The organism is Mogibacterium sp. CM50 (assembly GCF_000293155.1).
GTDB lineage: Bacteria > Bacillota > Clostridia > Peptostreptococcales > Anaerovoracaceae > Mogibacterium > Mogibacterium timidum.
Map to the genome: position 1 here is coordinate 65927 of NZ_ALNL01000039.1, position 25015 is coordinate 90941.

The 25015-nt window shown below is 43.9% G+C and carries 18 protein-coding genes; 14 read left to right on the forward strand and 4 right to left on the reverse strand.

All coding sequences use genetic code 11. The annotated features are described in order from the left end of the window. The first annotated feature begins 355 nt into the window (after nt 1-355). The 12 genes from HMPREF1152_RS05940 (at nt 356) to HMPREF1152_RS05995 (ending at nt 16202) form a co-directional block, all read left to right on the forward strand. The gene (locus HMPREF1152_RS05940) at nt 356-2053 is read left to right on the forward strand and encodes an Ig-like domain-containing protein (RefSeq protein WP_009644288.1); all 1698 of its coding nucleotides are present in this window, start codon (nt 356-358) and stop codon (nt 2051-2053) included. Between the two features lie 333 nt (nt 2054-2386). Beyond that, nucleotides 2387-3013, forward strand: coding sequence for a TetR family transcriptional regulator (locus tag HMPREF1152_RS05945; protein ID WP_009644369.1), 627 nt, complete (start codon nt 2387-2389; stop codon nt 3011-3013). A gap of 101 nt (nt 3014-3114) precedes the next feature. Beyond that, nucleotides 3115-3513, forward strand: coding sequence for a flavodoxin (locus HMPREF1152_RS05950; RefSeq protein ID WP_009644317.1), 399 nt, complete (start codon nt 3115-3117; stop codon nt 3511-3513). Nucleotides 3514-3599: 86 nt separating this feature from the next. Next, a complete protein-coding gene (locus HMPREF1152_RS05955) occupies nt 3600-3764 on the forward strand; it encodes a membrane protein (RefSeq protein WP_009644280.1) in 165 nt (54 codons plus the stop codon). A 12-nt stretch (nt 3765-3776) separates the two neighbouring features. Then, complete coding sequence (locus tag HMPREF1152_RS05960) at nt 3777-4727, forward strand: low temperature requirement protein A (RefSeq protein WP_083844339.1); 951 nt, start codon at nt 3777-3779, stop codon at nt 4725-4727. Further along, nucleotides 4714-5670, forward strand: coding sequence for an amidohydrolase family protein (locus HMPREF1152_RS09340; protein WP_009644229.1), 957 nt, complete (start codon nt 4714-4716; stop codon nt 5668-5670). The genes HMPREF1152_RS05960 and HMPREF1152_RS09340 overlap by 14 nt, the downstream gene beginning before the upstream one ends. 17 nt (nt 5671-5687) lie before the next feature. Next, nucleotides 5688-6020, forward strand: coding sequence for a putative quinol monooxygenase (locus tag HMPREF1152_RS05970; protein WP_009644268.1), 333 nt, complete (start codon nt 5688-5690; stop codon nt 6018-6020). Nucleotides 6021-6028: 8 nt separating this feature from the next. After that, the gene (locus HMPREF1152_RS05975; RefSeq protein WP_009644342.1) at nt 6029-6892 is read left to right on the forward strand and encodes an aldo/keto reductase; all 864 of its coding nucleotides are present in this window, start codon (nt 6029-6031) and stop codon (nt 6890-6892) included. A 569-nt stretch (nt 6893-7461) separates the two neighbouring features. Next, complete coding sequence (locus HMPREF1152_RS05980; RefSeq protein ID WP_009644217.1) at nt 7462-11808, forward strand: InlB B-repeat-containing protein; 4347 nt, start codon at nt 7462-7464, stop codon at nt 11806-11808. 339 nt (nt 11809-12147) lie between these two features. Further along, nucleotides 12148-13026: a LysR family transcriptional regulator gene (locus HMPREF1152_RS05985; protein WP_009644334.1), complete on the forward strand. Its 879-nt coding sequence runs from the start codon at nt 12148-12150 to the stop codon at nt 13024-13026. 110 nt (nt 13027-13136) lie between these two features. Continuing rightward, nucleotides 13137-14636 (forward strand): amino acid permease, encoded by a 1500-nt coding sequence (locus HMPREF1152_RS05990; protein ID WP_009644359.1) that lies wholly within the window; start codon nt 13137-13139, stop codon nt 14634-14636. A 99-nt stretch (nt 14637-14735) separates the two neighbouring features. Then, complete coding sequence (locus HMPREF1152_RS05995; protein WP_009644308.1) at nt 14736-16202, forward strand: glutamate decarboxylase; 1467 nt, start codon at nt 14736-14738, stop codon at nt 16200-16202. 444 nt (nt 16203-16646) lie between these two features. On the opposite strand, the gene HMPREF1152_RS06000 is transcribed toward HMPREF1152_RS05995, so the two are convergent. Next, nucleotides 16647-18224 carry an InlB B-repeat-containing protein gene (locus HMPREF1152_RS06000; protein ID WP_036380675.1) on the reverse strand — a complete coding sequence of 526 codons (1578 nt, stop codon included), beginning with the start codon at nt 18222-18224 and terminating at the stop codon, nt 16647-16649. Nucleotides 18225-18507: 283 nt separating this feature from the next. Here HMPREF1152_RS06000 and HMPREF1152_RS09345 point away from each other — a divergent pair, with 283 nt between their 5' ends. Then, the gene (locus HMPREF1152_RS09345; protein WP_330368115.1) at nt 18508-18681 is read left to right on the forward strand and encodes a malic enzyme-like NAD(P)-binding protein; all 174 of its coding nucleotides are present in this window, start codon (nt 18508-18510) and stop codon (nt 18679-18681) included. Here HMPREF1152_RS09345 and HMPREF1152_RS06005 read toward each other — a convergent pair. Next, nucleotides 18678-19619: an alpha/beta hydrolase gene (locus HMPREF1152_RS06005; protein ID WP_009644232.1), complete on the reverse strand. Its 942-nt coding sequence runs from the start codon at nt 19617-19619 to the stop codon at nt 18678-18680. The genes HMPREF1152_RS09345 and HMPREF1152_RS06005 overlap by 4 nt on opposite strands. A gap of 523 nt (nt 19620-20142) precedes the next feature. Between HMPREF1152_RS06005 and HMPREF1152_RS06010 the strand changes: the two genes are divergently transcribed. Next, nucleotides 20143-21903 (forward strand): SHIRT domain-containing protein, encoded by a 1761-nt coding sequence (locus HMPREF1152_RS06010; protein WP_039883695.1) that lies wholly within the window; start codon nt 20143-20145, stop codon nt 21901-21903. A 105-nt stretch (nt 21904-22008) separates the two neighbouring features. Here HMPREF1152_RS06010 and HMPREF1152_RS06015 read toward each other — a convergent pair whose 3' ends face one another. Together HMPREF1152_RS06015 and HMPREF1152_RS09045 are read right to left on the reverse strand one after the other, a co-directional pair. Beyond that, a complete protein-coding gene (locus tag HMPREF1152_RS06015; RefSeq protein WP_009644346.1) occupies nt 22009-23223 on the reverse strand; it encodes a class II aldolase/adducin family protein in 1215 nt (404 codons plus the stop codon). A gap of 216 nt (nt 23224-23439) precedes the next feature. Next, the gene (locus HMPREF1152_RS09045; protein WP_169731144.1) at nt 23440-24939 is read right to left on the reverse strand and encodes a glycosyltransferase family 4 protein; all 1500 of its coding nucleotides are present in this window, start codon (nt 24937-24939) and stop codon (nt 23440-23442) included. Nucleotides 24940-25015 lie beyond the last annotated feature (76 nt).

Below are 25015 nucleotides of genomic sequence, written 5' to 3' on the forward strand. Positions count from 1 at the left end.
AGCATTCAGTCAGTGCTTGTGGACATTAATGTCGGTAGCTTTGTCAAGCAGCAGAAGAAGGAAAGCTGTGAAAAATCTACATTGTTTCAAGTCGACGAGTTAGCAGTACGTTGTTTTCTGTTATCATTAAGAAAAAATTGCAGAACAGCACGGTAATTTGTTAAAAAAGGTAGACTATTTGTGACAGTAATGTTAGACTACACAAGTGTAAGTGTAGGAGTATTCATGAAAGAAATATCGCGTTTTCTAAGAATTTTTAATAAAATGGCACGTATCAGAATACGGAACAGTAAGTCTGATTTTTGTGACAATTCCTATCTTAAACCGATAATAATCCGGAAAGGAAACTCAAGTTATGAAGAAAAAGAGATGGTTTGGGATACTGATGTCATTGTTAATAGGCTTCGGGAGCCTGTTTCAATGTGGAGCTTCATTGATTTATGCAGATGAATTAAGCAATGTGATTACCGGTGCTTCTATTACTGATACGAGTGGGAATCCGATAACCGGCACCATAGCTGCTTGGCATGCATTTCGGATAAATGCTGATTATATCTTACCGAATAATTCAGTGCATGAAGGCGATACAACTACGATTACACTTCCTGTAGGCGTAGTACCGGCATCGCCGAACGCATTTGAGATCAAGGATGGAAGCAACGTTATTGCAACCGGCAGAGTGGTAGACGGTAAGCCGGGCAAAGTCATTTTAACCTACACAAGCTACGTGGAAGGGAAATCCGATATCAGAGGCAAGTTCTTTTTCAATGTTCAGATTGACAACTCTGTTTACACGTCTGCACAACAAATCCCCGTTAATCTGACCGTAAACGGTGAAACGGTTCCTGCCGGAGCTGTTAACTACAAGCTGGGTGAAGCATCGTTACAGCCTGTTATCAAATCGGGCTGGATGTGGAGTCAGGACAGCACAGTCGGCATCTATCAGATAAAGATTAATCAGGAAAATAAAGAGCTGATCAATGCTAAGATAACAGATACGCTTTTAAATCCCGGTGTAACCTATATCCCGGGTACCGTGGAGGTGTTTCAAGGAAAGTGGGAGATGACGCCTTCCGGTGATGATGTGAAGATGACCGACCCTGTAACGGTGACAAGCCAGTATGCTGATAAAATCACGTATAACGGTTCCGGTTTCACTATAAATATCGGTAATTTACCTGCGGGGACGGGGTTGTGGTTCCGTTATCGTGTAAAATTGGCATATCAGCCGATTGCCGGTGAAAAATTCGTTAACAGGGCTACATTTACTAATGACGGAAAGACATATAATCACAGCTCAAGCTATCAGATTTATGAAGCGGGCGGCTCAGGGGAAGGTTATGTTTTTTCGTTGGTAATCAAGAAAACAGATACACAGGGAAACCCTTTGAAAGGGGCGATCTTTGATGTTATACGTGTGCGCTCGGGACAGGTAGTCGGTAGGATTACAAGTGATGAAAAAGGGCAGTGCAGCTTGAAAGATATGCTCAAAGACAAATATATTATTCGCGAGGTAAAAGCTCCGCACGGTTTCATCAAGTCTGCTGATATTGTCGTTGATGCAGAGGATTTCGATTCAGCTACCAAGACGGCTTTAAAGACCATTCCTAATACACCGGAAAATACGAGTGTTGCAGTCACAAAGAAATGGATCGGTAAGGAAGGTGATTCCGCGAAGATTTATTTATATGCGGATGGTGAAAAAGCAGGTGCAGTTACCCTTAATAAGAGCAACAGCTGGCAGCATACCTTTGTCAATCTTAAAAAATATAATGATGGCAGAGAGATCGTGTATACCGTTAAGGAGGAAAGGCTTCCGGGATATACAACATCTATAACAGGTGATGCAGAGGCCGGATTTATTGTTACCAATACTGAAGATGCATGGGAGACGCCAAAGACACCGAAACCGAATAATTCAAATACTGTAAAAATAACGGCAACGCATGTGCCGAAGACAGGAGACAGCAGTAATATTTTGCTTTACGGAGCGGCATTACTGGGTTCAATCGCAGTCATTGCATTCAGTCTGTGGAGAAGAAAACAGTCTTGAGTTTGAGCCGCCGATGAAGGTTGTTGTTGAACAAATGTACTCCTTGCGGACGATAGAAATTTAAAAAGATCGACAACCGGCAGCTGTGCTACCGGTTGTTTTTTATGTGCCGTATCATAAAATGCGACGCTTATCCTCTGTCTCTGCATGCTGTGAATGATTGGGGCGGATTCATTTACAGCACGGCAGATACACATTGCTGAGGTTTGCTATTGGCGTTTATCCCTTTACCGGTATGGTGATCAATGTGTTGACATGATGTCAATCATTGCGTATAATGACAACTGACATGACGTCAGTAAATATATGCGCAGCTGAGTACAAGGAGAGGATATGGCAAGAGAAACGCAGACGCTGATAGCGGCACGAAGAGAAGAAATCATTAATGCCTGTGAGCGCTTATATCAGACGATAAGTTTTCGGGAAATCACGTTGAAGGAGATCGGGAATGTAACATCCTTCTCGAGACCTACTATTTACAATTATTTCGAGACTAAGGAAGAGATTTTTCTCGCTCTGTTTGCACGGGAGTACCTTCGTTGGAATGAAGTGCTTATCCGAATTTTGAACGAGAATGACAGTCTGACCGGAAACGAGCTTTCCGCAAAGATAGCGGATTCGTTAAGTGATAGAGTTCAGCTGTTGAAATTATTGTCTATGAATAACTATGACATGGAAGCGAACAGCCGCCCCGAATTGCTCACATCTTTTAAAAAGGCATATGGAGAATCGCTGCGGACTGTGAGATGTATCCTGCACAAGTTCTGCCCCGATATGAGTTCTGATGACATACAGGATTTTATCTATGTGTTTTTCCCGTTCATGTTCGGCATCTACCCGTATACATCGGCTACGGAGAAGCAGAAAGTGGCGATGAGGAAAGCGGGTGTCGATTATGTAGATAATACAATTTATGAGATTACTTATGCTTGCCTGATCAGACTTCTGGGAGAGGATTAATTGTAACAAGTGATTGTTCGTTAAATCCTCAAATCCATGACAGATTTAACGAATTTGATATTTATGTAGAAGGAGGTCAATAAATAGAAAAGAAAATTTTAGTGGCATGCTTTTCAGCGAGCGGTGTGACAAAGCGTATCGGTGAGGAGCTTGCCGGCATTACAGGAGCGGATTTCTTTGAGATTGTACCCGAGGAGATATACACAGCGGACGATCTGAATTGGACCAACAGACAGAGCCGCAGTTCACTGGAAATAAAGGATCCGAACTCAAGGCCGAGAATTGCAGCTAAAGTTGCGGATATGACTTCCTACGATGCTGTAATCATAGGCTTTCCGATATGGTGGGGTGTGGCTCCACGTATCATTGAGACTTTTCTTGAAAGCTATGACTTTGGCGGAAAGGTCATCGCTCCGTTCTGCACATCAGGCGGCAGCGGTGTGGGAAGAAGCGACACGGAGCTTCATAAAAATGTCGGTGGCGAGGTGAAGTGGTTGTAAGGAAAGCTGTTGAATCATCCGAACGAAACAGAAATCAAAGGCTGGCTTGAGGATATACTGTAAGTGATTATGAGGAGAACGCCTGTATGAATGTAAAGGAAAAGAGAGTTGAACTGATTGAACTGTTTTACGATCTAATCTATGTCTATGCTATTTCAAGATTGACACTTTTAATCGAAGAGCCGGTGAGAGGTATCATTCCGATGGCCGGATTCCTTCGGTATATTATTATCTGCTTTGTAATTCTGTAGGCGTGGCTTTACCTGACGAACTATGTAAACCGTTACGGTAGATGGAAGTGGTATGAATATGCCTTGACAGCGGTCAATATGACTGCCACAGTCTATATGACCAATACAATTTCGGCACAGTGGAACGAAATGTCACTTACCTTTAACTTAGCTATGCTGGTGATGCTGCTGTGTGTGGCGGCGCTGTATTATATCCAAACAAGGTTGAAGCGACAGGATATTGGAGCGGCGAAAAACTCGCTGATCATTCTCGCTTTAGATTGTCTGCTATATTTTGCTGCGTTCCTGGCATCTTGCTTTAGTGCGGATCGGGCGGTCATTTGGTTGGACACGATTGCAGTACTTGTTGGTGCTTTCCTGCCTTTTTTCATCCGTGGTAAATTCAATATCAGTATCATCAGCTTTCCTCACCTGGTGGAACGCTTTGAACTTATTACCATAATCACCTTTGGCGAGGGAGTAGTAGGGATGACGGATTTCTTTGATGCAAAAATTTTTTCTCTGCGCCCGATTCTCGTTTTTGCCGTGATTCTTGTGCTGTTTGGCTGTTATGTGACGCAGATCCATTATCTTTGCAATCATCATAGGACGGACAGAGCATTACGGCTGATGTTTAGTCATTACTTTATTGTAATCTCTGTCAATCTTATTACGGTCGGGTTCAAATTTTTGGATAACCGAGAGGCGGGTAGAATGTTTACGATGGTGCTCATGACAGCGGCATTGATACTGTTTTTTGCTTCAGTCTTTGCGAATAGTGTCTATTACCACGACCGTTTTTCGCTTACCGTTGTGGATGTCGCCCTGTCTGTCGGATCTCTGGTGACAGGTGCGGCAGCTGCGTATATGTTCAGGAACAGCATCTACGGATTTTTGATCGGAATACTGGTTGCAGTGTCCGGTAATTTCGGAATGTTGATTTATAAGTATAAGGATGGTGCGGTACATAATGAAGAATTTTGATGATATCCGATGCACTGATTTTCACACGCATCCAGTGACAGATGTTTTTCGGACGGCAATTTCGGAGCTGGGTATTGACCCTGTCGAGGAGGACGGTTTCCCGCTTCCGGCGTGGAGTGTGGAAGAACATATTGATTTTATGGAGAAAGCGGGTATCGATTATGCCGTTCTCTCTGCGCCTGTGCCGCATATTTATAACGGTGATAATGATAAGGCCAGGATGGCGGCAAGAAAGATCAATGAAGATATTGCTGATTTAGTCAGAAACAATGCAGATAAATTTTGCTTTGTCGGCATTGCACCGCTGCCTGATGTAAGCGGGGCAATAGAGGAAACCTCCTACGCGATGGATGAGCTTGGTGCTGTCGGTATGAAGACGGCTACGAATATGGGCGGTGTTTATCTCGGAGACAAGCTGTTTGATCCGCTGATGGATGAATGGAACCGGCGAGGCTCGCTTGTAATCATACATCCGTGCAGAGCGAGATTGAGACCGGAAAACGTTATTACGGGAAAAGTAGCGGCAATCTATGAATATCCGGCAGACACCACAAGAGCTGTGTTAAATATGATTGCAAACCGTACCATGACGCGGTTTCCGAACATCAGGTGGCTTGTACCGCACTGTGGTGCATTCTTGCCTTATATGCTATCACGGTTTATCGGTGTTTCCGGTATCCTTTCTTCAATGGGGATGATGGAAACAGTTGATGTTAAGTCGGAATTTGAAAAATTGTATTTTGATATTGCCGGTGATCCGGAACCGGAGCAGCTGGCGATGCTCAGAATGGCAGCAGATGACAGTCATATCGTGTACGGTACTGACTATCCTCATTCTCCCGCAGGTGTAATAATTACAAAGAAAGCTCACTTGGATAAAAATCACGATTATGACAGAATCCGAGAGCAGATATATAAGACAAATGCGGCAACGTTATTATAGTAAACGGAGGTGTAAAGATGGAAATCACTATGAATTTGTACTATAGTGGAGTGGGTGGAAGGGCACGAATGTTCGTGGAAGAAATGGAAAGCTCCGGGGTTGCAGATGCAATCAGAAATGAGGACGGGAACCTGAGATATGAGTATTTTCTATCGTTGGACGATCCTGAAACCGTCCTGCTCATCGATAGCTGGAGAGATCAGACGACCTTGGATGCTCATCACGGATCTGAGATGATGGAACAGATATCAGCTCTGCGCGAAAAATATGACCTTCATATGCGCGCGGAACGATATGTAAATGACGAAAGCGGTATGCCCGATAAGGATAACAGCTTTATTAGAAAATAGGAGGGAATATGTATAACGAAACAGTAAAATTAGTGAATGAAGTTGAGGTGCCAAGATTGGCGCTCGGAACATGGTTGATTGATGATGACAAGGCGGCAGATGCTGTCAGGGCAGCTATAAAGCTTGGTTACCGCCACATTGATACAGCGCAGGCATATGGAAATGAAAAAGGTGTTGGCGAAGGAGTGCGTGCGAGTGGGGTAGATAGAAAAGAAATTTTTATCAACTCCAAGGTAGCTGCTGAACACAAGACATATGAAGAGGCTGCCGCCGGAATAAACAAAACTCTCGCAACGATGGGGCTTGACTATATCGATATGATGATTATCCATTCTCCTCAGCCGTGGACTGAGGTCAACCAGTCTGATAATCGCTATATCGAAGGAAACAGAGAAGCATGGAGAGCCCTGGAGGATGCCTATAAGGCCGGCAGGATTAGAGCTATCGGAGTCTCAAACTTCATAAGAGAAGACATTGACAATCTTTGGGAAGGCTGTGAGATCAAACCCATGGTAAATCAGGTGCTTTGCCATATCTCCAACACTCCCCTGGACCTTATTGAATATTGCCAGTCGAAGGGTATCATAATGGAGGCCTATTCTCCGGTAGCCCATGGAGAAGCTATGAAGAATGAAAAGATTGCAGAGATGGCTGATAAATACGGTGTAAGCATTCCACAGCTGTGCATTCGTTACGATATTCAGCTGGGCATGGTTGTGCTTCCTAAAACTGCAAATCCTGAGCATATGAAAACAAATGCGGATGTGGATTTTGTTATTTCCGATGAGGATATGGAACTCCTCAAGAATGTAGAGAAGATTGAAAGTTATGGCGAACACGGATTTTCCCCTGTATTCGGAGGAAGACTATAATAGATACGTAAAACAACGGCAGTTCTGCAAAGTTGCATTAAATGAATTCCGGCACATAACAATCACATAACAATATACTATCCTGAAACAGCTCTGATATCTGTTATGCCAAGGTGGAGCTGTTGTTTGCAAACAAAAAGAGCCTATTTTGTGCACCCGATACACTTGATAGGCTTTTATTTTTTATAACCGGTAATTCACACTATAAAATAGTCCTATAATACATTGACATGATGATTGTCATTTCTACATCCTGACCTGTAATTCCGCCGATAGGTATAATATCATCAATTGTATGTATTAAGATTTATATGCAGAATGACGAATATTTCGTACTTTTGTGATGAATTATCGTGTGTCGATATGAATTGACTTGAAAAAGCTTTCATTTATGTTATTCTATAAAAGTATAATTGTGCATTATGAGTTGTTTAATGAGTGTTGTCATTCTCCGAGCTCCGGTTACTGATTTTTTATCGATTATAGCATCGGGACTTGACGTGGTGCGAGAAATTTCGTGTCAGCTCAACGACTTATAGCAGTATAACTTTATAAGGAGGAATGAACATATGACAAAGAAGTACGGGAGGCAGCTGCTGACAATCTTCTTAGCGATGATTATCGTCACAGGCACGTTGCTGCCTCAGTCGTTGTCGACTGTAAATGCAGATTCCGTCGGAAAGATTTGGATAGGAACAAACGAGACTACAACATATCCGACAATTAACGCCGCTGTGAATGCCGCTTCTGAAGGTGACGTTATTCACATAAGCGGAACCTTTGACAACGGTGCCGCCGCTGTTAAGAATTCCACAGTCAATAAGCCTGTTACACTTGATATTGCAGGGAATACTACGATAACGGGAGACGGCAGTGCTAACGGAATAACACTTTCAAACAAAGCAAAGCTTCAGGCGGGCGGCAACACCCTTAGGATGAGCAAGTTTAAGACTGCACTGACAGTTCAGGCCGGTTCATCTGTAAATGACGGCATATATAATCTTGATGGAAACGAAATAGGGTTTTCGCTTGATAAATACGCAAAGCTCGAGGGGACTGCAAGAGACAAGCTCAAAGTATCCGCTATGGAAAGCACCGGCAAGGGTTTTTCTTATACGACAGACTCAAGGTTTATCAGGTGCAATGTTACTGTTCAGGCTAAGAATGAATTGAGCGAGCAGTACGCAGGTCTTTATATGACGGACTCTTCTTTGACGACCAGAGGTGTGTGGTACTATTTTGACCCGGCCGGAGGTAATGGCGGAGTTCATCTGGATCATTCGGATTTCTACGTATATAAGGCAAAGGGATCCAGCAACTATAGGCAGTGCTTTTCATTACTCGGAGGTGAATCCGAGCTGAAGAACGGATCGACGATGACCGGTGACGGTTCGCGAATTACCGTATCGGCAAAGCTTACCGTTAATGACTCAAAGGTTGTAATCAAGAACAGCTCTGATGGCGGATTGAATATCAATTACAAGCCGGGTGAGGTTGTGTTTAACGATTCGACTCTTGAGACGACAAATATGAGATATACACCTTCATATGGAACAGGTCAGTCTAACGGTCCGTGCTATCTGACATTTACAGGCAGCTCTGTAGTAAATACTGACGCTAAAGATAAGACTGCAGATAACGGCGGTGCCAATCGCGGCACCGGCAGTACATATGTGGTTACCGGCGGATCGTTCCTGGTGGCTTATGACAAGACCTATAACTATGATGTTACAACACCTACTAACGGTACTGCTAACGGGAATGAGTGGCTCTCGCTCTTTACTCTTGCCGATACCTCGGTAAATGTACTGAATCCTATCAATAAGGATGGTAAGACATATGAGTATAAGGTGGCGAAGGCTTCGCGCGACGGCAAGAAGCACGTGTGGACACCGGCTGCCAAGGTTACATTCTCGCTTAATAACAGTAATGCAAAATTTGATGATAACACTACGGCTCCAAAGACCGTAGAGACAATTCGCGGATACAAGCCGGACGATGTTACAGGAAACACCGATCCAGGAACACCTAAGGACTCTAAGGGTATTAAATTCCTCGGTTGGTTCTACAAGGATGCTGCCGGTAAGGAGCATTCATTTGATTGGAACGACAAGGTTTCTGAGAACCGTGACGTATATGCCAAGTGGGATGCAAAGAGCATCGTATATCACAACGGAAAGTCCGTTAAGTATCTTGTGAGTGTTGATAACGCGGTCAACGAAGCTGCAGCATTGGGATATGAAGATGTTGTTAAGGCGGAGCCGAACTTTAAGGTTAACGGCAAGTCATTTAAGTACTGGACGAAGAGTGCAAACGGTCAGGGTCAAAAGTATCAGAAAGGCGACAAATTAAGCTTTGATGCCAATACCAAAAATATCGATTTGTATGCGCAATATGACAATGATCAGTACAAAGTATCGTTTTCAGCAAACGGCGGCAGCTTTGCAGATAATTCCGTATATAAGACTAATCCGGATGTCTTTGATATTGTGAAGGATGCCAATGGCGGAGAGGTCGCGGTGCTGAAGAAGAAGGCGGAGTATGGTCAGAAGCTTCGTGAGCTGCTCAACGGATTTGACTATAATAAGCTCAAGCCGGATACCAACGCTAAGAAACCGGGATATCTGATTGCGGATAATACAAACTGGAATGCGGAGCGCAGCGGCAAGGGAAAGGATCTGCGTTTTGATGATCATTCAGTATGGATTTTCCCTGTGAGCGGCGATAATCCGGAGATTACGGATGATACCACGTATTACCTCAAGTGGAAGAAGGATCCGTCCGTGCAGGAGATTAAAGCAGATGAGGAGCTTCCTGCGGATATTTGGGGAAATTCTGCCGATAGAAGTGCAAAGCCCGAAGTCGTTCACGAGGGTGACAAGCTTAATCTTACAGGTGCGGTGGATATTTCTTCGATTCGCGGCAAGATGAAGGCTATAGAGGGCATGTTCCCTGATGCAGCCGCTCATCCTGAATCTCTCAAGCTGACTGATCCGCAGTCGACATTCACGGCTACCTTGACAGTGCCTGAGGGTATAAAGCTTCCCGACAATCCTGAGATTGAGGCTAAGGGGCTCGGAGATGCATTTGAACTGGGTGATACTTCGGTAAACGGTAACACGATCAAAGTGCAATTCCGTCTCAAAGCAGGTATAACCGATTATAAGAGGCTTCAGGCGGCAATCGATTCCGTCGGAGTTGACTCACCATTGGCGAACGGTAATACCATATCGCTGACAGTCAAGGGACTGAGCCTGGATGGGAACAAGGCGGCAGACGGACAAAAGCTCGCTGTCAAGGGTGTAGTAAACGGGGATTTCTCCGCAGTTGCGACATCCGCGGCAGGCACAAGCAAGCTGTTCAACTTCACATGGAAGGGTGTACAGGCGCCTTTCGGTAAGGATGATCAGCTTACCGCTGCAGACAAGACAATTCAATATACATTTATTGCATCCAAGCCTAAGCTGATGACACTGACAGGGGATATACTGACCAGTAAAAACGGAAGCGCCAAGGATACTGAGAATGACAAGCTGTATAGAGTAGAGTCGGGAGATTCCGTAACGTATACCGGCAGACTTAATGTGGAGCCTATCAAGCATCACATAGAAGAATTGAAAAACGGATATCAGGGAGATGCAAATACGATTGCAACCGAAGATGTGAAGAGTACCTTTACTGCCACTCTGACTATGCCGGAGGGACTTGATATACCGAACAATCCTGTGGCTAAACTTACGGATAATGATCTATTCAAAATCACTGAGGTTAAGAAGAATGGACGCAAGATCGTTGTAACTATGAAGCTCAAGAAGAGCTATGATAAATTTATCGATCTTTATAACGATGTCAAATCTGTGCCGGCTGAGCTGGATGTGGATATACCGGGAATTGTGGTTAAGGACGGCATGCCAAACGGTACCCTTATGACAGTCAAGGGAACGGCTGAAGGTTCATTTACAGGAACAGCTGTCAGTGCAAGCGGGACAGTGAAGCCTTATAATTTTGCTTGGAATGCTGAGCAGAGTGAAGCGGGCAGAGACTTCCTTCTCAAGAACGAGCCTGCAAATAAGACTATTCAGCACACCTCTCAGCTGATGAATCCTATACTTATTCAGAAGGATGATAAGCTTGACGGAGATCTTCTCATAGGTGAGGATACAGAGCATACGGCAATACATGGTGTTAAGGCCGGCGAAGCTTTGACATACACAGGAAGACTAAATATCAGTCCGATCAAGAAGCAGATTAGTGATCTCAAGGATAGCTATGGCGGTAATGCAAACACCATCATTACTAAAGATATCAAGAGCACGTTTACTGCAGAATTGACCGTACCTAACGATCTTAATCTTGCAGACAATCCGGCGGCAACACTTTCCGATAACGGACTGTTTACAGTAAAGAAAGTCGAGAAGGTGGGGAATAAGGTTATAGTTACTATGACCTTGAAGAAGGATTATAATCGATTCATCGATCTGTATAATGATGTGACAGCGGTTCCTGACAGGCTGGATCTTGATCTCACAGGCGTCTCTGTAAAGAAGGATGCTGTTGCGGGTGCGAGGTATACTGTTGAAGGTGTTGTTAAAGGAGTCTTCTCTGGAAAAGCAACTACCGAAGCCGGAAATTCACAGATTTACGATTTTAAGTGGACGGCTGTGCAGACCGATGCCGGCAGGGATTTCACGCAGCCTGCTTCGGAGCCGGATGCGATTCGCTATACCGTAGAGGTGGAGAAGAAACCGACTGTTGAGCCGGGCGATAATCCCGGCGGCAATAAGCCGAAGCCTATAACTAAGGTTAAAAGGCCTAAGACAGGTGATGAGAGTAATGTTAAAGTGATGGTCGCATTACTCTTGGCAGCAGTGGTTGCAATTGCTGTGATTGTGGTGTACAGACGCAAACACAAATAACGAATAGAATTAAAGTATGAAGTCGGCGGCATATGCTGTCGGCTTTTTTTCTGTGGTGAGTTTTATGGTTGGATAGCTGTCATAAAATGTGAAATTTTTTAGACATATTACAAATAGTGACTATTTCGGAATTACGCAATGCCGATGTATTCGCATTTTGCGAATGCAGATAAGGAAAAAGCTAATCGACAAAATTTACGCTATCAAGTAGACTAATCTTACATATATTTATATTTAAGATTAGAAGCAGCGCATTAGTATAAATCAGTATATTAGCTTGCAGAACCAACGTCAGAAGCTTGACAAATGCGTATCGTACAGATAAAAAAGGTGTAAAAAATGAATTTGACACAGATAAAATATTTTCAGGCAGTCTGTGAATATGGAACTATTGCAGAAGCCTCAAAAAGGATCCATATTTCGCCTTCAACCATATCGGCGACAATCAAGCTGTTGGAGGAAGAGTATGGGTTGATACTGTTTCGGAGGACCAGAGGCGGTATGGAGCAAACGAATGCAGGACGAAGACTGTGCGAGCTGTCAAAGGGACTGATGAAGAGCATTGACCGCATCGACATGATAATGAAAGATGAAAGTGGTGGAAGCAGATGCCTGAGGATAGGGATCCCCCCTATGGTCAGTATTATTATCCTCCCGAACATCTTGTCGCAGTTTGGTAAAGAACATCCGGACGTTCATTTGCAGGTGGATACGAACGGAAGAGAAGAGGTCTTCAGGAAGCTTTCTGATGGGGATCTGGATGTTGCGATTCTGCCTGTAAATGGAGAGCTGGAATCTGTGTATCACCGGAAAAGAATCGGTTCCGTAGAGATATGTGCAATAGTAGCCGAGGATTCTATTTCTGAGATAAAAGCCTTTGATGTTGAACATCTGTCGAAACAGAAGCTGGTATTGTTTAAGGATGATTTTTTGCATAAAGAGCTGTTACTTGAACGGTTTGAAAAGGCGCGAAGAAAGCCTGATATTCTAATGCAGACATCACAGCTGTCGACAATTCTTCGTCTGGTTCAGGCCGGAGAAGGTACAGGCTTCGTGGTTCGTGAAATCGTAGAAAACTGGATGCCTGTAAAGACCGTTCCTCTGGAACCGGCGATGAGTTTGGATATTTGCATGATCTGGCGGGATGATGATTTTATGTTTCAGACAATGCAGGATTTTATCCTGATGATGGAGAAAATGTCTTTCAGAGAATTTTAGAAGATCGGGAGGATACAATAATTAACCGTTGAACCGGAGTTTCTATATCTGAAGGGTACGAATTGATATACTTATTGATTACTATACAAATAACGAAGGGAGCTGCATTTATGACGACTAAAGCGACAAATTCTCCAAAGGGAGAAAATAAATCCACGCATAAGATTGGCTTTTTTGGCTTCTTTGCGATCACGGCATCGATGGTAATGACGGTATACGAATACCCGTCATTTGCAACATCAGGGTTTCAACTGGTGTTTTTTCTAATTGTTGGAGGCGTTCTCTGGTTTTTACCGGTAGCTCTATGCTCCGCAGAAATGGCAACGGTGGAAGGCTGGGAATCCGGCGGTATTTATTCATGGGTGGGAAATACACTTGGCTCACGCTGGGGATTTTCGGCCTTGTTCTTTCAGTGGTTTCAGGTAACAGTCGGATTCGTAACCATGGCATTTTTTATACTGGCGGCGCTTGCATATGTATTTAAGGTTGACGCTTTGTATAATAATCCGCTTGTAATGTTCTTCGGTGTGGCAATCATAGTTTGGGGACTTACGTTTACACAGCTTGGAGGAACAAAATATACTGAGCGCATTTCAAAGATCGGTTTTATCGGAGGAATCGTAATTCCGGTGATCATCCTGCTTATCGGGTTGATCGTATATTTCAGAACCGGTGGAGTTCCCGAGATTACAATGAACTCAAAAACATTGATACCGGATTTTTCGAATGTTGATACGCTTGTGATCTTCGCATCGTTCATTCTCGCTTATATGGGGGTGGAGGCTTCCGCATCTCATGTTAATGAATTGAAAAATCCGACAAAAACATATCCGAGTGTCATGATTGCACTGACGGTAATGACCATCGTACTTGACGCGCTGGGTGGGCTGGCTATAGCAACAACACTTCCTTCAAGGATCTTGGAGGGGAACTTGTCTTACGGTGTTATAGAGGCTTTTAAAGCCATCTTTATTACACATCTCGGTTCCCGGTTCAGCTGGCTTGTTTGGGTAGTGGCAGTATTGTTGGCACTGGGGGTATTAGCTGAAATTTCTTCATGGATCGTCGGGCCGTCAAGAGCACTTCTGGAAGCGGCTGATGATGGAATTATACCGCCGTCACTTGCAAAAACGAATAGACGAGGGGTTTCTGTAAAAATCGTTGTTATCCAGGCAATCATCGTAACGATATGGGATGCTGTTCTATGCGGATCCATAGCGCTTGCCGGCGGATCGGATTCTTCGGTCGGATATCTGACGGCAATCGGCCTTACTGTGGTGATTTATTTAGTAGGATATATACTGTTTTTCTTAGGTTATTTTGTTCTGGTATTAAAGAAGCAAAACTTGAAGCGTGAATTTCATGTGCCGGGAGGACAGGCGTTCAAGCTTACCGTTGCGGCAGTCGGTATGTTGATGACAATCGCCACTCTTATAATTTCGTTTTTTCCGTCATCCAAACTGACGTCTGCAGATAACAGAATCTATCAGATCATCCTTGTGATATGCTTTGCTGTTTCCGTAACGATTCCTCTGGTTGTTTATGCGAACCGGCACAGATGGGATTCAAAATCCGACAAAGATGTGAAAGCAAATACGAAGAAAAGTTAAATAGTGATAGTTTTAAGTGCCAGACGGACTTAATGAACTGGGAGCAAAGCTTGCTCCCGGCTGTAATAGTTAAAATTTTATTACGTAAAGGAGCTGAGTATGGACAGGAAATCATCAACAACAAACAGGAAGAGCGCGGTCAGAGTAAACGACGCATTAGCCGCACTTAATGCCGAAACACAGTATCTTACACCGATTTTCGGAACCGCAGCCAGCGGTGCTTCAATGCCGAATAAAAGGATAAACAAAGATCCGGTTGAACCTCAAGTGGCACTGGAAATGATACGGGAATACTTAAAGGTCGAGGGGAATGCCACGCAAAACCTCGCAACCTTCTGTCAGACATATATGGAGCCGGCCGCAGCACAGTTAATGGCAGAGAATTTTGAGAAAAATGCAATTGATAAAGATGAATACCCGATGACAGCAGACCTTGAAAATCGCTGTGTGGATATAATCGGAGATTTATGGCATGCTGATTCGAAAGAAGAACCTATGGGCACATCTACCGTAGGTTCATCTGAGGCCTGCATGCTCGGCGGACTGGCAATGCTGTTCAGGTGGAAAAAGCTGGCTGATCAGTCAGGACTTGACCGATATGGGAGGAGACCGAATCTCGTGATCTCGTCGGGATACCAGGTATGCTGGGAGAAATTTTGCCGATACTGGGATATCGAAATGAGAACGGTACCGCTTGATATGGAGCATTTATCACTTAACATGGATACTGTTATGGAGTATGTCGATGATTATACGATAGGAATAGTGGCAATACTGGGCATAACATATACCGGAAAGTACGATGACGTTCATACATTGGATAGACTGGTGGAATTGTACAATGCTGATCATGCTGCTCTACCTATTCGAATTCATGTAGACGGAGCGTCCGGAGGTATGGTTGCACCATTCGTCGAACCGGAATTGGAATGGGACTTCAGATTAAAAAATGTATGGTCCATAAGCACATCCGGACATAAATACGGCTTGGTTTACCCGGGTGTAGGATGGGTGATATGGCGTGGTAAAAAAGCATTGCCCGAAGAACTGATCTTCTGGGTGAGCTATCTTGGCGGAGAAGAGGCGACGATGGCTATTAATTTTTCGCGCAGTGCATCCCAGATTGTCGGACAGTATTACATGCTTATGCGTAACGGGTTTTATGGATATAAGGAGATTCATCAGCGTACGATTGATGTGGCTCGATATATGGCTGCAGAGATCAGAAAGCTTGGAATGTTTGATATGCTTGAGGAGGCAAAGCAAATACCAATTGTCTGCTGGAGGCTGAAAGATAATGCAAATGTTCAGTGGACGCTATATGATCTGGAGGATCGTATGCGTATGCATGGATGGATGATTCCCGCGTATCCGATGCCCGAAAATATGCAGGATATCGATGTACAGCGTCTTGTCCTTCGCCAGGATTTCGGAATGCCGCTGGCGATTCTTTGCATCAACGAGATGAAAAAACAGATTGAAATATTAAATGGTGCACGTGTTGTCCTTCAAGACAGGGAAGAGAGTGATAAGCCGGGGAAAGGGTTTGATCACAGCGGAAGGTGATTGTAATATAATAAGAATTTTTCGGCCGGGATGAGGTCGACGCAGTCGTTGCTGCACACTGTTTGACTACTGATATGTTAAAGTATACGATACGCCATCAATGTGTACATGAACTTTGAAATACCCTGTAATGAGCTGCTGTTAATGCCGATGATAAACCGGCTATAGAAATAGAATATACGTGCGACTTCAGAAAGAAATCGGTGAGTGAAGCATTTATTCACTCACCGATTTCAAGCGCACATATTAGACAATCATTACTTAACCGAGCCGCGGATATCCGTCTGACTGAGACTCGATAGGCGGAGCTTGAAGAGGCTCTCATCGGATAAATATTGTCCTATATTGATGTATAGCAGCTGTCTGATTGTGACGACCTCCTCATTCTCACCGGATAAATATTGTCCTATATTGATCCGATGTTTGGTTTTACAATCAGCGATTTTATTTTATAGCATTCTTTATTTTTCTCCGGATCACCGAGAGAGCAGTCGCAATCGCTACTGATAGAAGAGCGCTCCAGAACATGGTGAGTGTTGTATCGCCGGTTCCCGGTGCATGGATTTTCTTTGCCGTTTTCTGAGAATTATCGGGTTTTGTTTTTGTTTGATCGTTCTCCTGATTCCTCGTCGTATGTTTCTCCTTCCATTGTGCAGTGAAGGTATGATCTCCCGTGACTCGATAAGAATCCCCTGGATTATACCTTGATCCCTTCCAATAATCGAATGTGTAGCCATCACGAACAGGTGCCTTAGGCAATCTGATTATCGAACCCTCGGCCGCTCTGAGCCTTATAATCCCCATATTGCCCTCAAGCTTTCCGCCGTTCAGATCATAAGTGATTGTACGGATCGGAGCCTGCCTGACAGACAGATAGTAAGGGATTGCAAATCCAAACCCTGTATCCTGTGCATTATTGTACTTAAATGTTACGAGTATACGTGCATTATATTCCGCCTTTGACGGAGTTCCGGTCACCGTGATGGTGGCATGATTGTTTTCGGTTTTATTTTTACCGATATTCAAGCCTTCAATGCTTGTTTCAACTCTGAAGGTATCCAGTGCTGCAGTCTGACTGCCCTTATTCAGCGTAACAGGAAGACTGAAGTTGTGATTATAGTACCTGCCGGCTGTCGCCTGCCGCAGAATATTTGATGGTATGTTCAGGCCAATTCCGCCGGATGGATCGGTTAAGGTAACGTTTTTGAATACAATGTTAGCGGTTTTATAGTCAATTGAGCCCATTACAGTGCAATTTTCGAGAACAACCTCTGCTCCGTCCTCCACACTCAGTTGATTTTTTAAAATGCAGTTTTTAAAGTGAACCTTTGCTCCGTTCTTCACATGAAGATCCACAGAACCGAATGTATTGTCCTTGCCGAAAGTGAAGTTTTCAACGGTGGTTTTCGTCCCGCTCCGGAAAATGAGGCCATGATTGCCGGATTTATACCGATATGGTGTAATTTCGGTGCCGCCCGGACGAGATGCGTCCCCGCTCATTCTTTGCAAAGCCTTAGGTATGGAGAAATTCGGGTCACCGGCGTTTGAAGAACCGATGAAGATGGTTTCGATTTTAAATTCCCAGCTTGAAGCCGATTCCATCGCCGCTTTATTGTTCATATATATACTTTGCAGATGATTTCCGGAAGTGATGACAAAGTTATCATTTTGTGCCGGAGGATTAGGATCACTGCCTCCGCCTTGTGCTTTCGGAGCGGCAGCGAGCGCAGCCTTGCCGGAATCCCGGGCTGCATTGGAGGACAGAGTAGCGTGACTGACTGAATCGACAGCCGCAACCGAATCCTGAGAAGCAGGTTTGCCGAGCAGGGCTTTTTCGAAGTGATCTCCGGCTCGCTTCATATATCTCTGATTTCGTTTATTTGTCATGTCGGCATTGACATTGAAAGCTGCAATTTTTCCGTCCTTAACGGTGATGGTGATTAAAGGATTGTAATTAAAACGCTTTACCTTTGCCGCGTTGCTGCTATAGGTTCCGTCGGCGGCAATTTCACTGCCTGTCACCGCTGAAACTCCTGTCAGTGGCAGTATGATGACGGCACAAAGAATTAGTATAGAAAAAAGAGAGAGTTTTTTTGCTTTCCTGTGAAACAACAAGTGATCACGCACATTTATTTTCATTTGACAAATACTCCTTGCTGATATAGTAAAAAGAGGATAACAGTTAGTTAGTCTTATCTAACTGTTTGTTTGAATTATATCCATCATTCAGCAGTATGTCAATAACGTTACAAATAAGTACATTTCAAACAGATCAACGTATTCAAAGAAAACTTGAATTAGAGGAATTCCCGCAGATCCTGTTCATTATGGAGGAGTGACATATGAGATAGGACAGGCTAACAATGCGTTGATTTACCCGGGACTTGGATTAGGCAGTATTGCTGTCAATTCCAAGCTTGTAACGGATGAAATGATATCGGCATACCGGCCTCTCGTTGAAGCTTTTGCACCGTGTTAGGCGTTTTCCCATTTCAGCTCTGAATCCTGTCTTATAATGCTGTAAATTTTGCTTCTGACATGCCTTGATTCAGGCAGAAAGCCTGCTGCTGCCCATGTGTGCATCATTCCCTCGCCGATATAAGCTCTCATCACAACATTTTCAGACGCAGCCTTTTGCTTTGCTTCGTCAAGCTCTGCCAGCAGCACCTCATGTGAGCCGAAGATTACATATATATCAGGGAGCCCTTTCCAAGAGAAATCTACATTGGATTTCATATATTCCGCTCCTGTAAAATTTACAATATCCATAGCCTTATTTTCAGAGATGTAATCGACAGGTACTACACAATCCAGTTTGTCGAGCTGTGCCATCCTTTCCTTCTGCTTCTCTGTGGGGGGAATTCGAAAGGCGGGAGAATGCAGTATAAGCTTATCCGGCATAGGGAGATTGAGGTTTTTATCGACGATATGAATACATATATTCTGAGCCAGGGAAGCTCCGCTCGAGAGACCGAAAAAGGTGATATCTGTCGGCTTAAAGGCTCTTAAAGCCTCTATGTATACGTTAACTCCCGCTTCTACAATTTCCAAGGCCGAAGCTTTTGGAAATAAAGGATACCACACCAGCCATACATCAGCATTCGTTTCATTTGCCATCTCCTGAGCGAACTCAAAATCACCTGCATTTCCCGGCATAAAATATCCGCCGCCAAAAAAGTACAGAACAACGCCGTTTGCGAGACTACCCTCCGGACTGATTGCGTAGTATACAGTACCGTTTGCTTCTCTCTCTTCAAAATTATATTTCCTATGAAGCTTTTTAAGCGGTAGCACAGACTGCTGTCTTTTCAACTGCTTTTCAAAAAACTTTTCCGGTTCCGTTGCAGCGTTTTTCATCATCGGCTTTACAAAATGTCTGAACATAAATTCAGTTAACCTGTATCTTATACTAATCATAGTTCCTTATCTCCACCAAAAAATTATATTTATATAGTTAGTATACCTTAACCTCGTCTTTTTATCTATTGCAATTATGAGGATTTTATTTGATATCCGCTCTGTACATGTGGACGGACAACTTCTAATAAGCATAGCAGACTGAATTTGAAGGAGTGTCAGGAGTTTTTAATGTTCAATGCGTCTTATATTGCATCAACACGTAAATGTACGGGTCAACGAGTTCAAACACCACATGCCGAATAGTGATAGAAAACCTGACGGCATCTTTCTGACTACCGTAGCGGAGATTAGTAAGCTTTAATAGTGACTACCGATAGTTAGCGAGTAATAGTAAAAAATTGTGCTATTTGTGTTATTACAATATTGAATTCTTAAAATTCATATGTTAGACTACCAGATGAGTTAGTTAATACGAACTAACTGATCTGGTGAATATGTAAGTCGTATTCTATTGAGATAGTATGTGCCGATTTCAGATAAATCAGTGATAGATTATCTGAAAGCACAGCAGGCTCTCTATATGAAAGGGAAAATAATGAGCTATATAAGGAGAAAAGGAGCCGTATTTGTATTATTGCTGGTTTTCAGCATTGTATTTTGCGGAATACATCCTGTCTCTGCCGAAAGCAGGACGCAGGATGTATATAAGCCTTACGATGTTTCCGTACAGTCCGGAAGCGCAGCGTACGGATTTACCGACGGCGATAAGTGGGGTGCGGTATATGAGAAGATTACGGGAGAAGCCGGAACGAAGAAGGTATCGATATGGTATTCTGCCGACGGTGTTCATTATTACTTGGTTGAAACGAGTAAAGAATATAAATCCGGCATCGGATATGTCTACACGTTTAAGGCTAACGGAGAGGTTCTGTACGAAGGTCAAAACGGTAAGATGGACGCAGCTATGATTGCCAAGCTGTATGATGCCAAACTGACTAAAACTATCTATAGCGGAAAAGAAACAGTCAACGGCAAGACCTTTGACGGACCGGTAGAGGTTGAAGCAGGTGCAAATATCAATTTTGTGAACTGCAAGTTTGATTCGAGCAATTCGGGATTGACTACATTTGGTACGTCAAACGTTTCGAACAGCGAATTTACAGATTGTACTGCTGTGAACAAAGGTAACGGTGTGACATACATATCCGATACATCCTTCGGACATGTTGCAAGCTCCTCAAATATGTATGGGAGCACATCCTCTGTGGTAGGAGTCAAGCTGAAGAGCAACCGTCTTTCGGACGCTGTAAAGGGCAAGCCCTATAGTGAATCGCTGATTTTTCCGGATTTTCCATACACATACTATCCAGGTTCTTTCGGGCAAAAAACCACAGTGCAGCTGCATTACGACAGGATTGGTGTTATAGGAACACTTCCCGATGGGCTTTCTGCGGAAGCTGCAAAGCATGATGAAACTGCGAAGCGGACGGTCGTAGATATAAAAGGGACACCTTCAAAGGAAGGAACTGATCAAAGGTTCAGTGTTCGTTTCCAGGAAGACCTTTCAAAGTTGGATATAACTGTACCGATGCTTATAAATGTCAACACATATAGCTTGGAGTACAGAGTGATAGGTGATTCGCCTGCAGGATTCACTGTTCCGAATAAAGTAACAGGGTTGGGACATGAAGAGGTCGTTAACCTGAACAAGGCACCAAAAAGAATCGTTGCACCCAAAAACGGGGAGAACGGCGTATGGGAGTTTACCGGCTGGTCTACAGACAAGGATAATCTCGACACAAGCATAGTCGAATCTGTCAAAGTGACAAAAGATGAGATTGTGTATGGTAAGTGGAAATTTACTCCTATGAAAAAGCTTCACGTAACTAAGAAGTGGGAAGGAAAGAAACAACGGGAGGCTTATTTCCTTGTTGAAAAAATACTGAACGGTAAGACTGAAGTAATTAATCAGAAGGATGGCAACGGCAGCTACATACCTTACAAGATAGTTACCGGCAGTCCTAAGGTAGTCGAGGTTGAGAATGAAAACGGTGCAAGCTATAGGATTATCGAAACTGACAATAAGGGCGTTAAAGTCAAGGATAAAGAGATTACCCTTAATGGTACTAAATATGCTGTAAGCTATAAGCTCTATAAGGGCGGGGAGTTCGAGATTACAAATAGAGAAATCGTCAATCAAAATGGGGGGTTACCGCACAATAAATCAACGAACAAAACATCACCAAAAACAGGAGACGGTAATGTCGGCGGAGGATATTTGTTCCTCCTATGCAGTGCTTCTGTAATTCTCGGGCTGGTCAAAAGACGTAAAATGAACTGAGCTTAAAAAATTGAGGAAACCGATCGAATGTCGGTTTCCTCGATTTTATGTGTAAGAGCAGCACCTATATTTTATTACGAATAGCCAAAATTTATTCACAAATCATTAATTGTCTTCAGGGAGATCCGATTTGATCAACGATTCGCCATAGCCGAGCATATTACATGCTGTCTCCTCAATTGCGTCAGCCATTACGGAAGCGTCATCGAGATTTTCAGCACAGAAAATAGGACCCCTGTTTGCGATGACGCAGATGCTGTTGTTTTCAAGTGCTGTGAGAACGCTGTTAATAAATTCAGGTGTATGCGGCTCAACGTGCTTGCTTGCGCTTACATCACCCAGAATCGCATGAAGACCGGGATCGGAAATTCTGAAACCGGCTTGTGCTGCGGCGAACACGCTTAAACCGTGCGAGTGAGTCCGGATAATCGCGTTCCATTCAGGATGGGCTCTGTAAATGGCAGCATGCAAATCAAATTCACTGGAAGGAACTCTTTGAATATGTTCGTATTCAAGCGTATTTATATCCACCTTGACTATGTCCTCGGTACGAATGTTGGCGTATTCCATGGCAGATGGAGTTACAAGCATCTCCTGACTATTGAGTCGAACGGACATATTGCCCCATGAACCGTGGAATAGACCAAGATACTTGAGCTTGTGACTGCAATCAATCATGTCATTTCTTATCTTGAATTCGTCTTGGGAAATATTTACAAAATCAACCTGACCGCCTGAGTTGACGTTTGAATACATACTGTTATGTAATCTGTTCGTCCTGATAGCCTCTTCATCAGTCAAATGCTTGATGCCTCCGATTTTGCTTCCATACATTTCGGCTTCTATGCTCTTCTCTATGATCTTCACTATTGAAACAGCATCCTTCATGTTGTCACTGACACTGAAAATACCTTTTCCTCGAACTAAGCAACCGGATCTGTTTTTGAGTGCAGCCAGCAGTTGCTTTGATGTTGTATCCTCGGCGACTCTGACATCCTGACCGACAAGCCCTGCCAAATCATATAGCGCAGGCTTCATGAGCTTTGCAGTTGAGGAGTAGAGCGCAGAAGGCTCCGTGCAGGCAAATATCATGACGTTTATATCCCTTCTTGAACTCAAGAGCTTGCCTGCATCACCGGTCTTTATATCATATAGCCGAATATCGGAATTTTTGATTGTATCAAGAACCAGTCCCGGCTTTGACATTAAATAGGTGTCGTTATCAACACGTATAATAATTGATCCATAGCCCTTAGTGTATCTATCTGTAAAGTCGGAGGAGTATTTTACTATAAGCTCCCTTGCCTGTATTTCGTTCATTTCTATACCTCTTTTATTCTAAAAGCACCTGTAAGGATGCCAGTTCGTTTCAAAAAATCAGGTCACGAGGATACGTGCCTTTCTAAATGTTTGTATTCGATCATCCGGCTGATTAAAGACAGCTAAATTATACCATCGCCCATATATCTTATGTGGAGAGCAAAAGGAAACTTACACATATTAACTTAATGTATATGTGATATATGTGAGCGCTGCTCATCTGTCCCGATCGGTGTTTAATGAGCAGTAGCTGATTATAGCATCAGTCACACCATCCCAAGATGCCATGTGTGTATCGGGGTATACGTAATGAGGATTGCTTCTTCTGTTTGCTGCAAGCTTTAACGCTTCCTTGATCCCGAACTTGAGTCTTCGCTTAAAATTCGGAATTTCAGTATCATAAGGTATTCCGGGTTTTTTCATCATAGGCGGCTCTATGAGGATGGTATTATCATATAGAACCTTGTCGGACAGCCAGCTTTTGATGCCGGGAAGGCTTGTGCAGACAGGGATCGCCCCGGACGCCATAGCTTCTATGAGAACAAGAGGAAGTCCTTCGTAATATGAAGGCAGGACAAATATGTCGCTATCTCGGAATGCTGTGGCGAGCTCTTGCTGGGACAGCATTCCGAGATAGCGCGCCGGAAACGGCAGCGCTTCGGTGCCGGGGTTGAAGACCTGACCGGCACCGGCGGTCACGCCCGGATTCGGTGCGGTTTCAGCATTCCACGGGCGCGGCCCGAGCTTGCCCGCTTTCAGAACCGGCTTCCCCGATAGCCTCCGGGAGATTCCTTCCTCTTGACAACCGCCGGCAAGCAGAAGCTCAAAAGCGGGAATTTCCTGATCGTAATACAGCTCAGACAAGGCATCTATAAGAGGAAGAATTCCCTTAGCCGTACTGAGCTTGCCGGCATAGATAATTCTATACGGCTTATCTGATTCAAAGCCGTATGATTCAGGAATATCCGAACACAGCTTATCGATTTCGGATTTATCCGTTGCAGGCTTATCTGCGGCATCATTGTGCGAATTAAGAGTGTCAGCCTTAATCCCATCAGCAGCAAGGCTGTCCGAACTTCTGTTGAATATTTCATCATTGTATCCGCTGCCGATGACCTTGATCTTGTTAGTATCAATTCCATACAGGTTTGTAATCTGCGCCTTTTGCTCGTCATGCAGAGCAAAAATTCCGTCAATCCGCTTGATTCCGAACTTAACGCAGTCCTGTAGAAAATCGCAGCTCTGAAACTGCCTAATGTCGGAACCGTGCGAGATGCCATAGATTTTTCCATGAAAGCTTTCGTCGGCAAAATCTGTTATTATATCCGGCATCATAGCGGTGAGCAGAAATAGATGATGGCAGAGGATGATATCCGGATCGAGATCGCGGATAGCCTTTCCGATCGCATTTCCAAAAGCTGCGTAAAGCTCTTCCGCCATATCCTCCGAGACCGAGCTGTACAGGGTGGAAGGGTATGGCATGACATCGGACATACCAAGTATCTTATATGGAATATCGCCATGCGATTCGTCGTGCGAGTAATATACGGGATATGCGCGGACGGATTCGGGAAATTCCAAAACATCCTCGTGATACACACCGGCAACTACGGCCTGTTCGTGTCCGGAGTGATCAAAAGATTTGACGAGCTCGGTCAGATATACGCCGCTACCGGTCGAGTGCGGCTTCTGTGTGCTTATACTCAAGATTTTCATAGTGGTTCTATTGTCTAATAAGAAATTTGCACTGTCAATATCAATCTCGGAACTAAAAAGTCTATCAACCGATGTT

What these genes read in the sequence shown, in the direction of transcription:
- HMPREF1152_RS05940 (WP_009644288.1), top strand. Translation starts at nt 356, where the DNA reads ATGAAGAAAAAGAGATGGTTTGGGATACTGATGTCATTGTTAATAGGC.
- HMPREF1152_RS05945 (WP_009644369.1), top strand. Translation starts at nt 2,387, where the DNA reads ATGGCAAGAGAAACGCAGACGCTGATAGCGGCACGAAGAGAAGAAATC.
- HMPREF1152_RS05955 (WP_009644280.1), top strand. Translation starts at nt 3,600, where the DNA reads ATGAATGTAAAGGAAAAGAGAGTTGAACTGATTGAACTGTTTTACGAT.
- HMPREF1152_RS09340 (WP_009644229.1), top strand. Translation starts at nt 4,714, where the DNA reads ATGAAGAATTTTGATGATATCCGATGCACTGATTTTCACACGCATCCA.
- HMPREF1152_RS05970 (WP_009644268.1), top strand. Translation starts at nt 5,688, where the DNA reads ATGGAAATCACTATGAATTTGTACTATAGTGGAGTGGGTGGAAGGGCA.
- HMPREF1152_RS05975 (WP_009644342.1), top strand. Translation starts at nt 6,029, where the DNA reads ATGTATAACGAAACAGTAAAATTAGTGAATGAAGTTGAGGTGCCAAGA.
- HMPREF1152_RS05980 (WP_009644217.1), top strand. Translation starts at nt 7,462, where the DNA reads ATGACAAAGAAGTACGGGAGGCAGCTGCTGACAATCTTCTTAGCGATG.
- HMPREF1152_RS05985 (WP_009644334.1), top strand. Translation starts at nt 12,148, where the DNA reads ATGAATTTGACACAGATAAAATATTTTCAGGCAGTCTGTGAATATGGA.
- HMPREF1152_RS05990 (WP_009644359.1), top strand. Translation starts at nt 13,137, where the DNA reads ATGACGACTAAAGCGACAAATTCTCCAAAGGGAGAAAATAAATCCACG.
- HMPREF1152_RS05995 (WP_009644308.1), top strand. Translation starts at nt 14,736, where the DNA reads ATGGACAGGAAATCATCAACAACAAACAGGAAGAGCGCGGTCAGAGTA.
- HMPREF1152_RS06005 (WP_009644232.1), bottom strand. Translation starts at nt 19,619, where the DNA reads ATGATTAGTATAAGATACAGGTTAACTGAATTTATGTTCAGACATTTT.
- HMPREF1152_RS06010 (WP_039883695.1), top strand. Translation starts at nt 20,143, where the DNA reads ATGAAAGGGAAAATAATGAGCTATATAAGGAGAAAAGGAGCCGTATTT.
- HMPREF1152_RS06015 (WP_009644346.1), bottom strand. Translation starts at nt 23,223, where the DNA reads ATGAACGAAATACAGGCAAGGGAGCTTATAGTAAAATACTCCTCCGAC.
- HMPREF1152_RS09045 (WP_169731144.1), bottom strand. Translation starts at nt 24,939, where the DNA reads ATGAAAATCTTGAGTATAAGCACACAGAAGCCGCACTCGACCGGTAGC.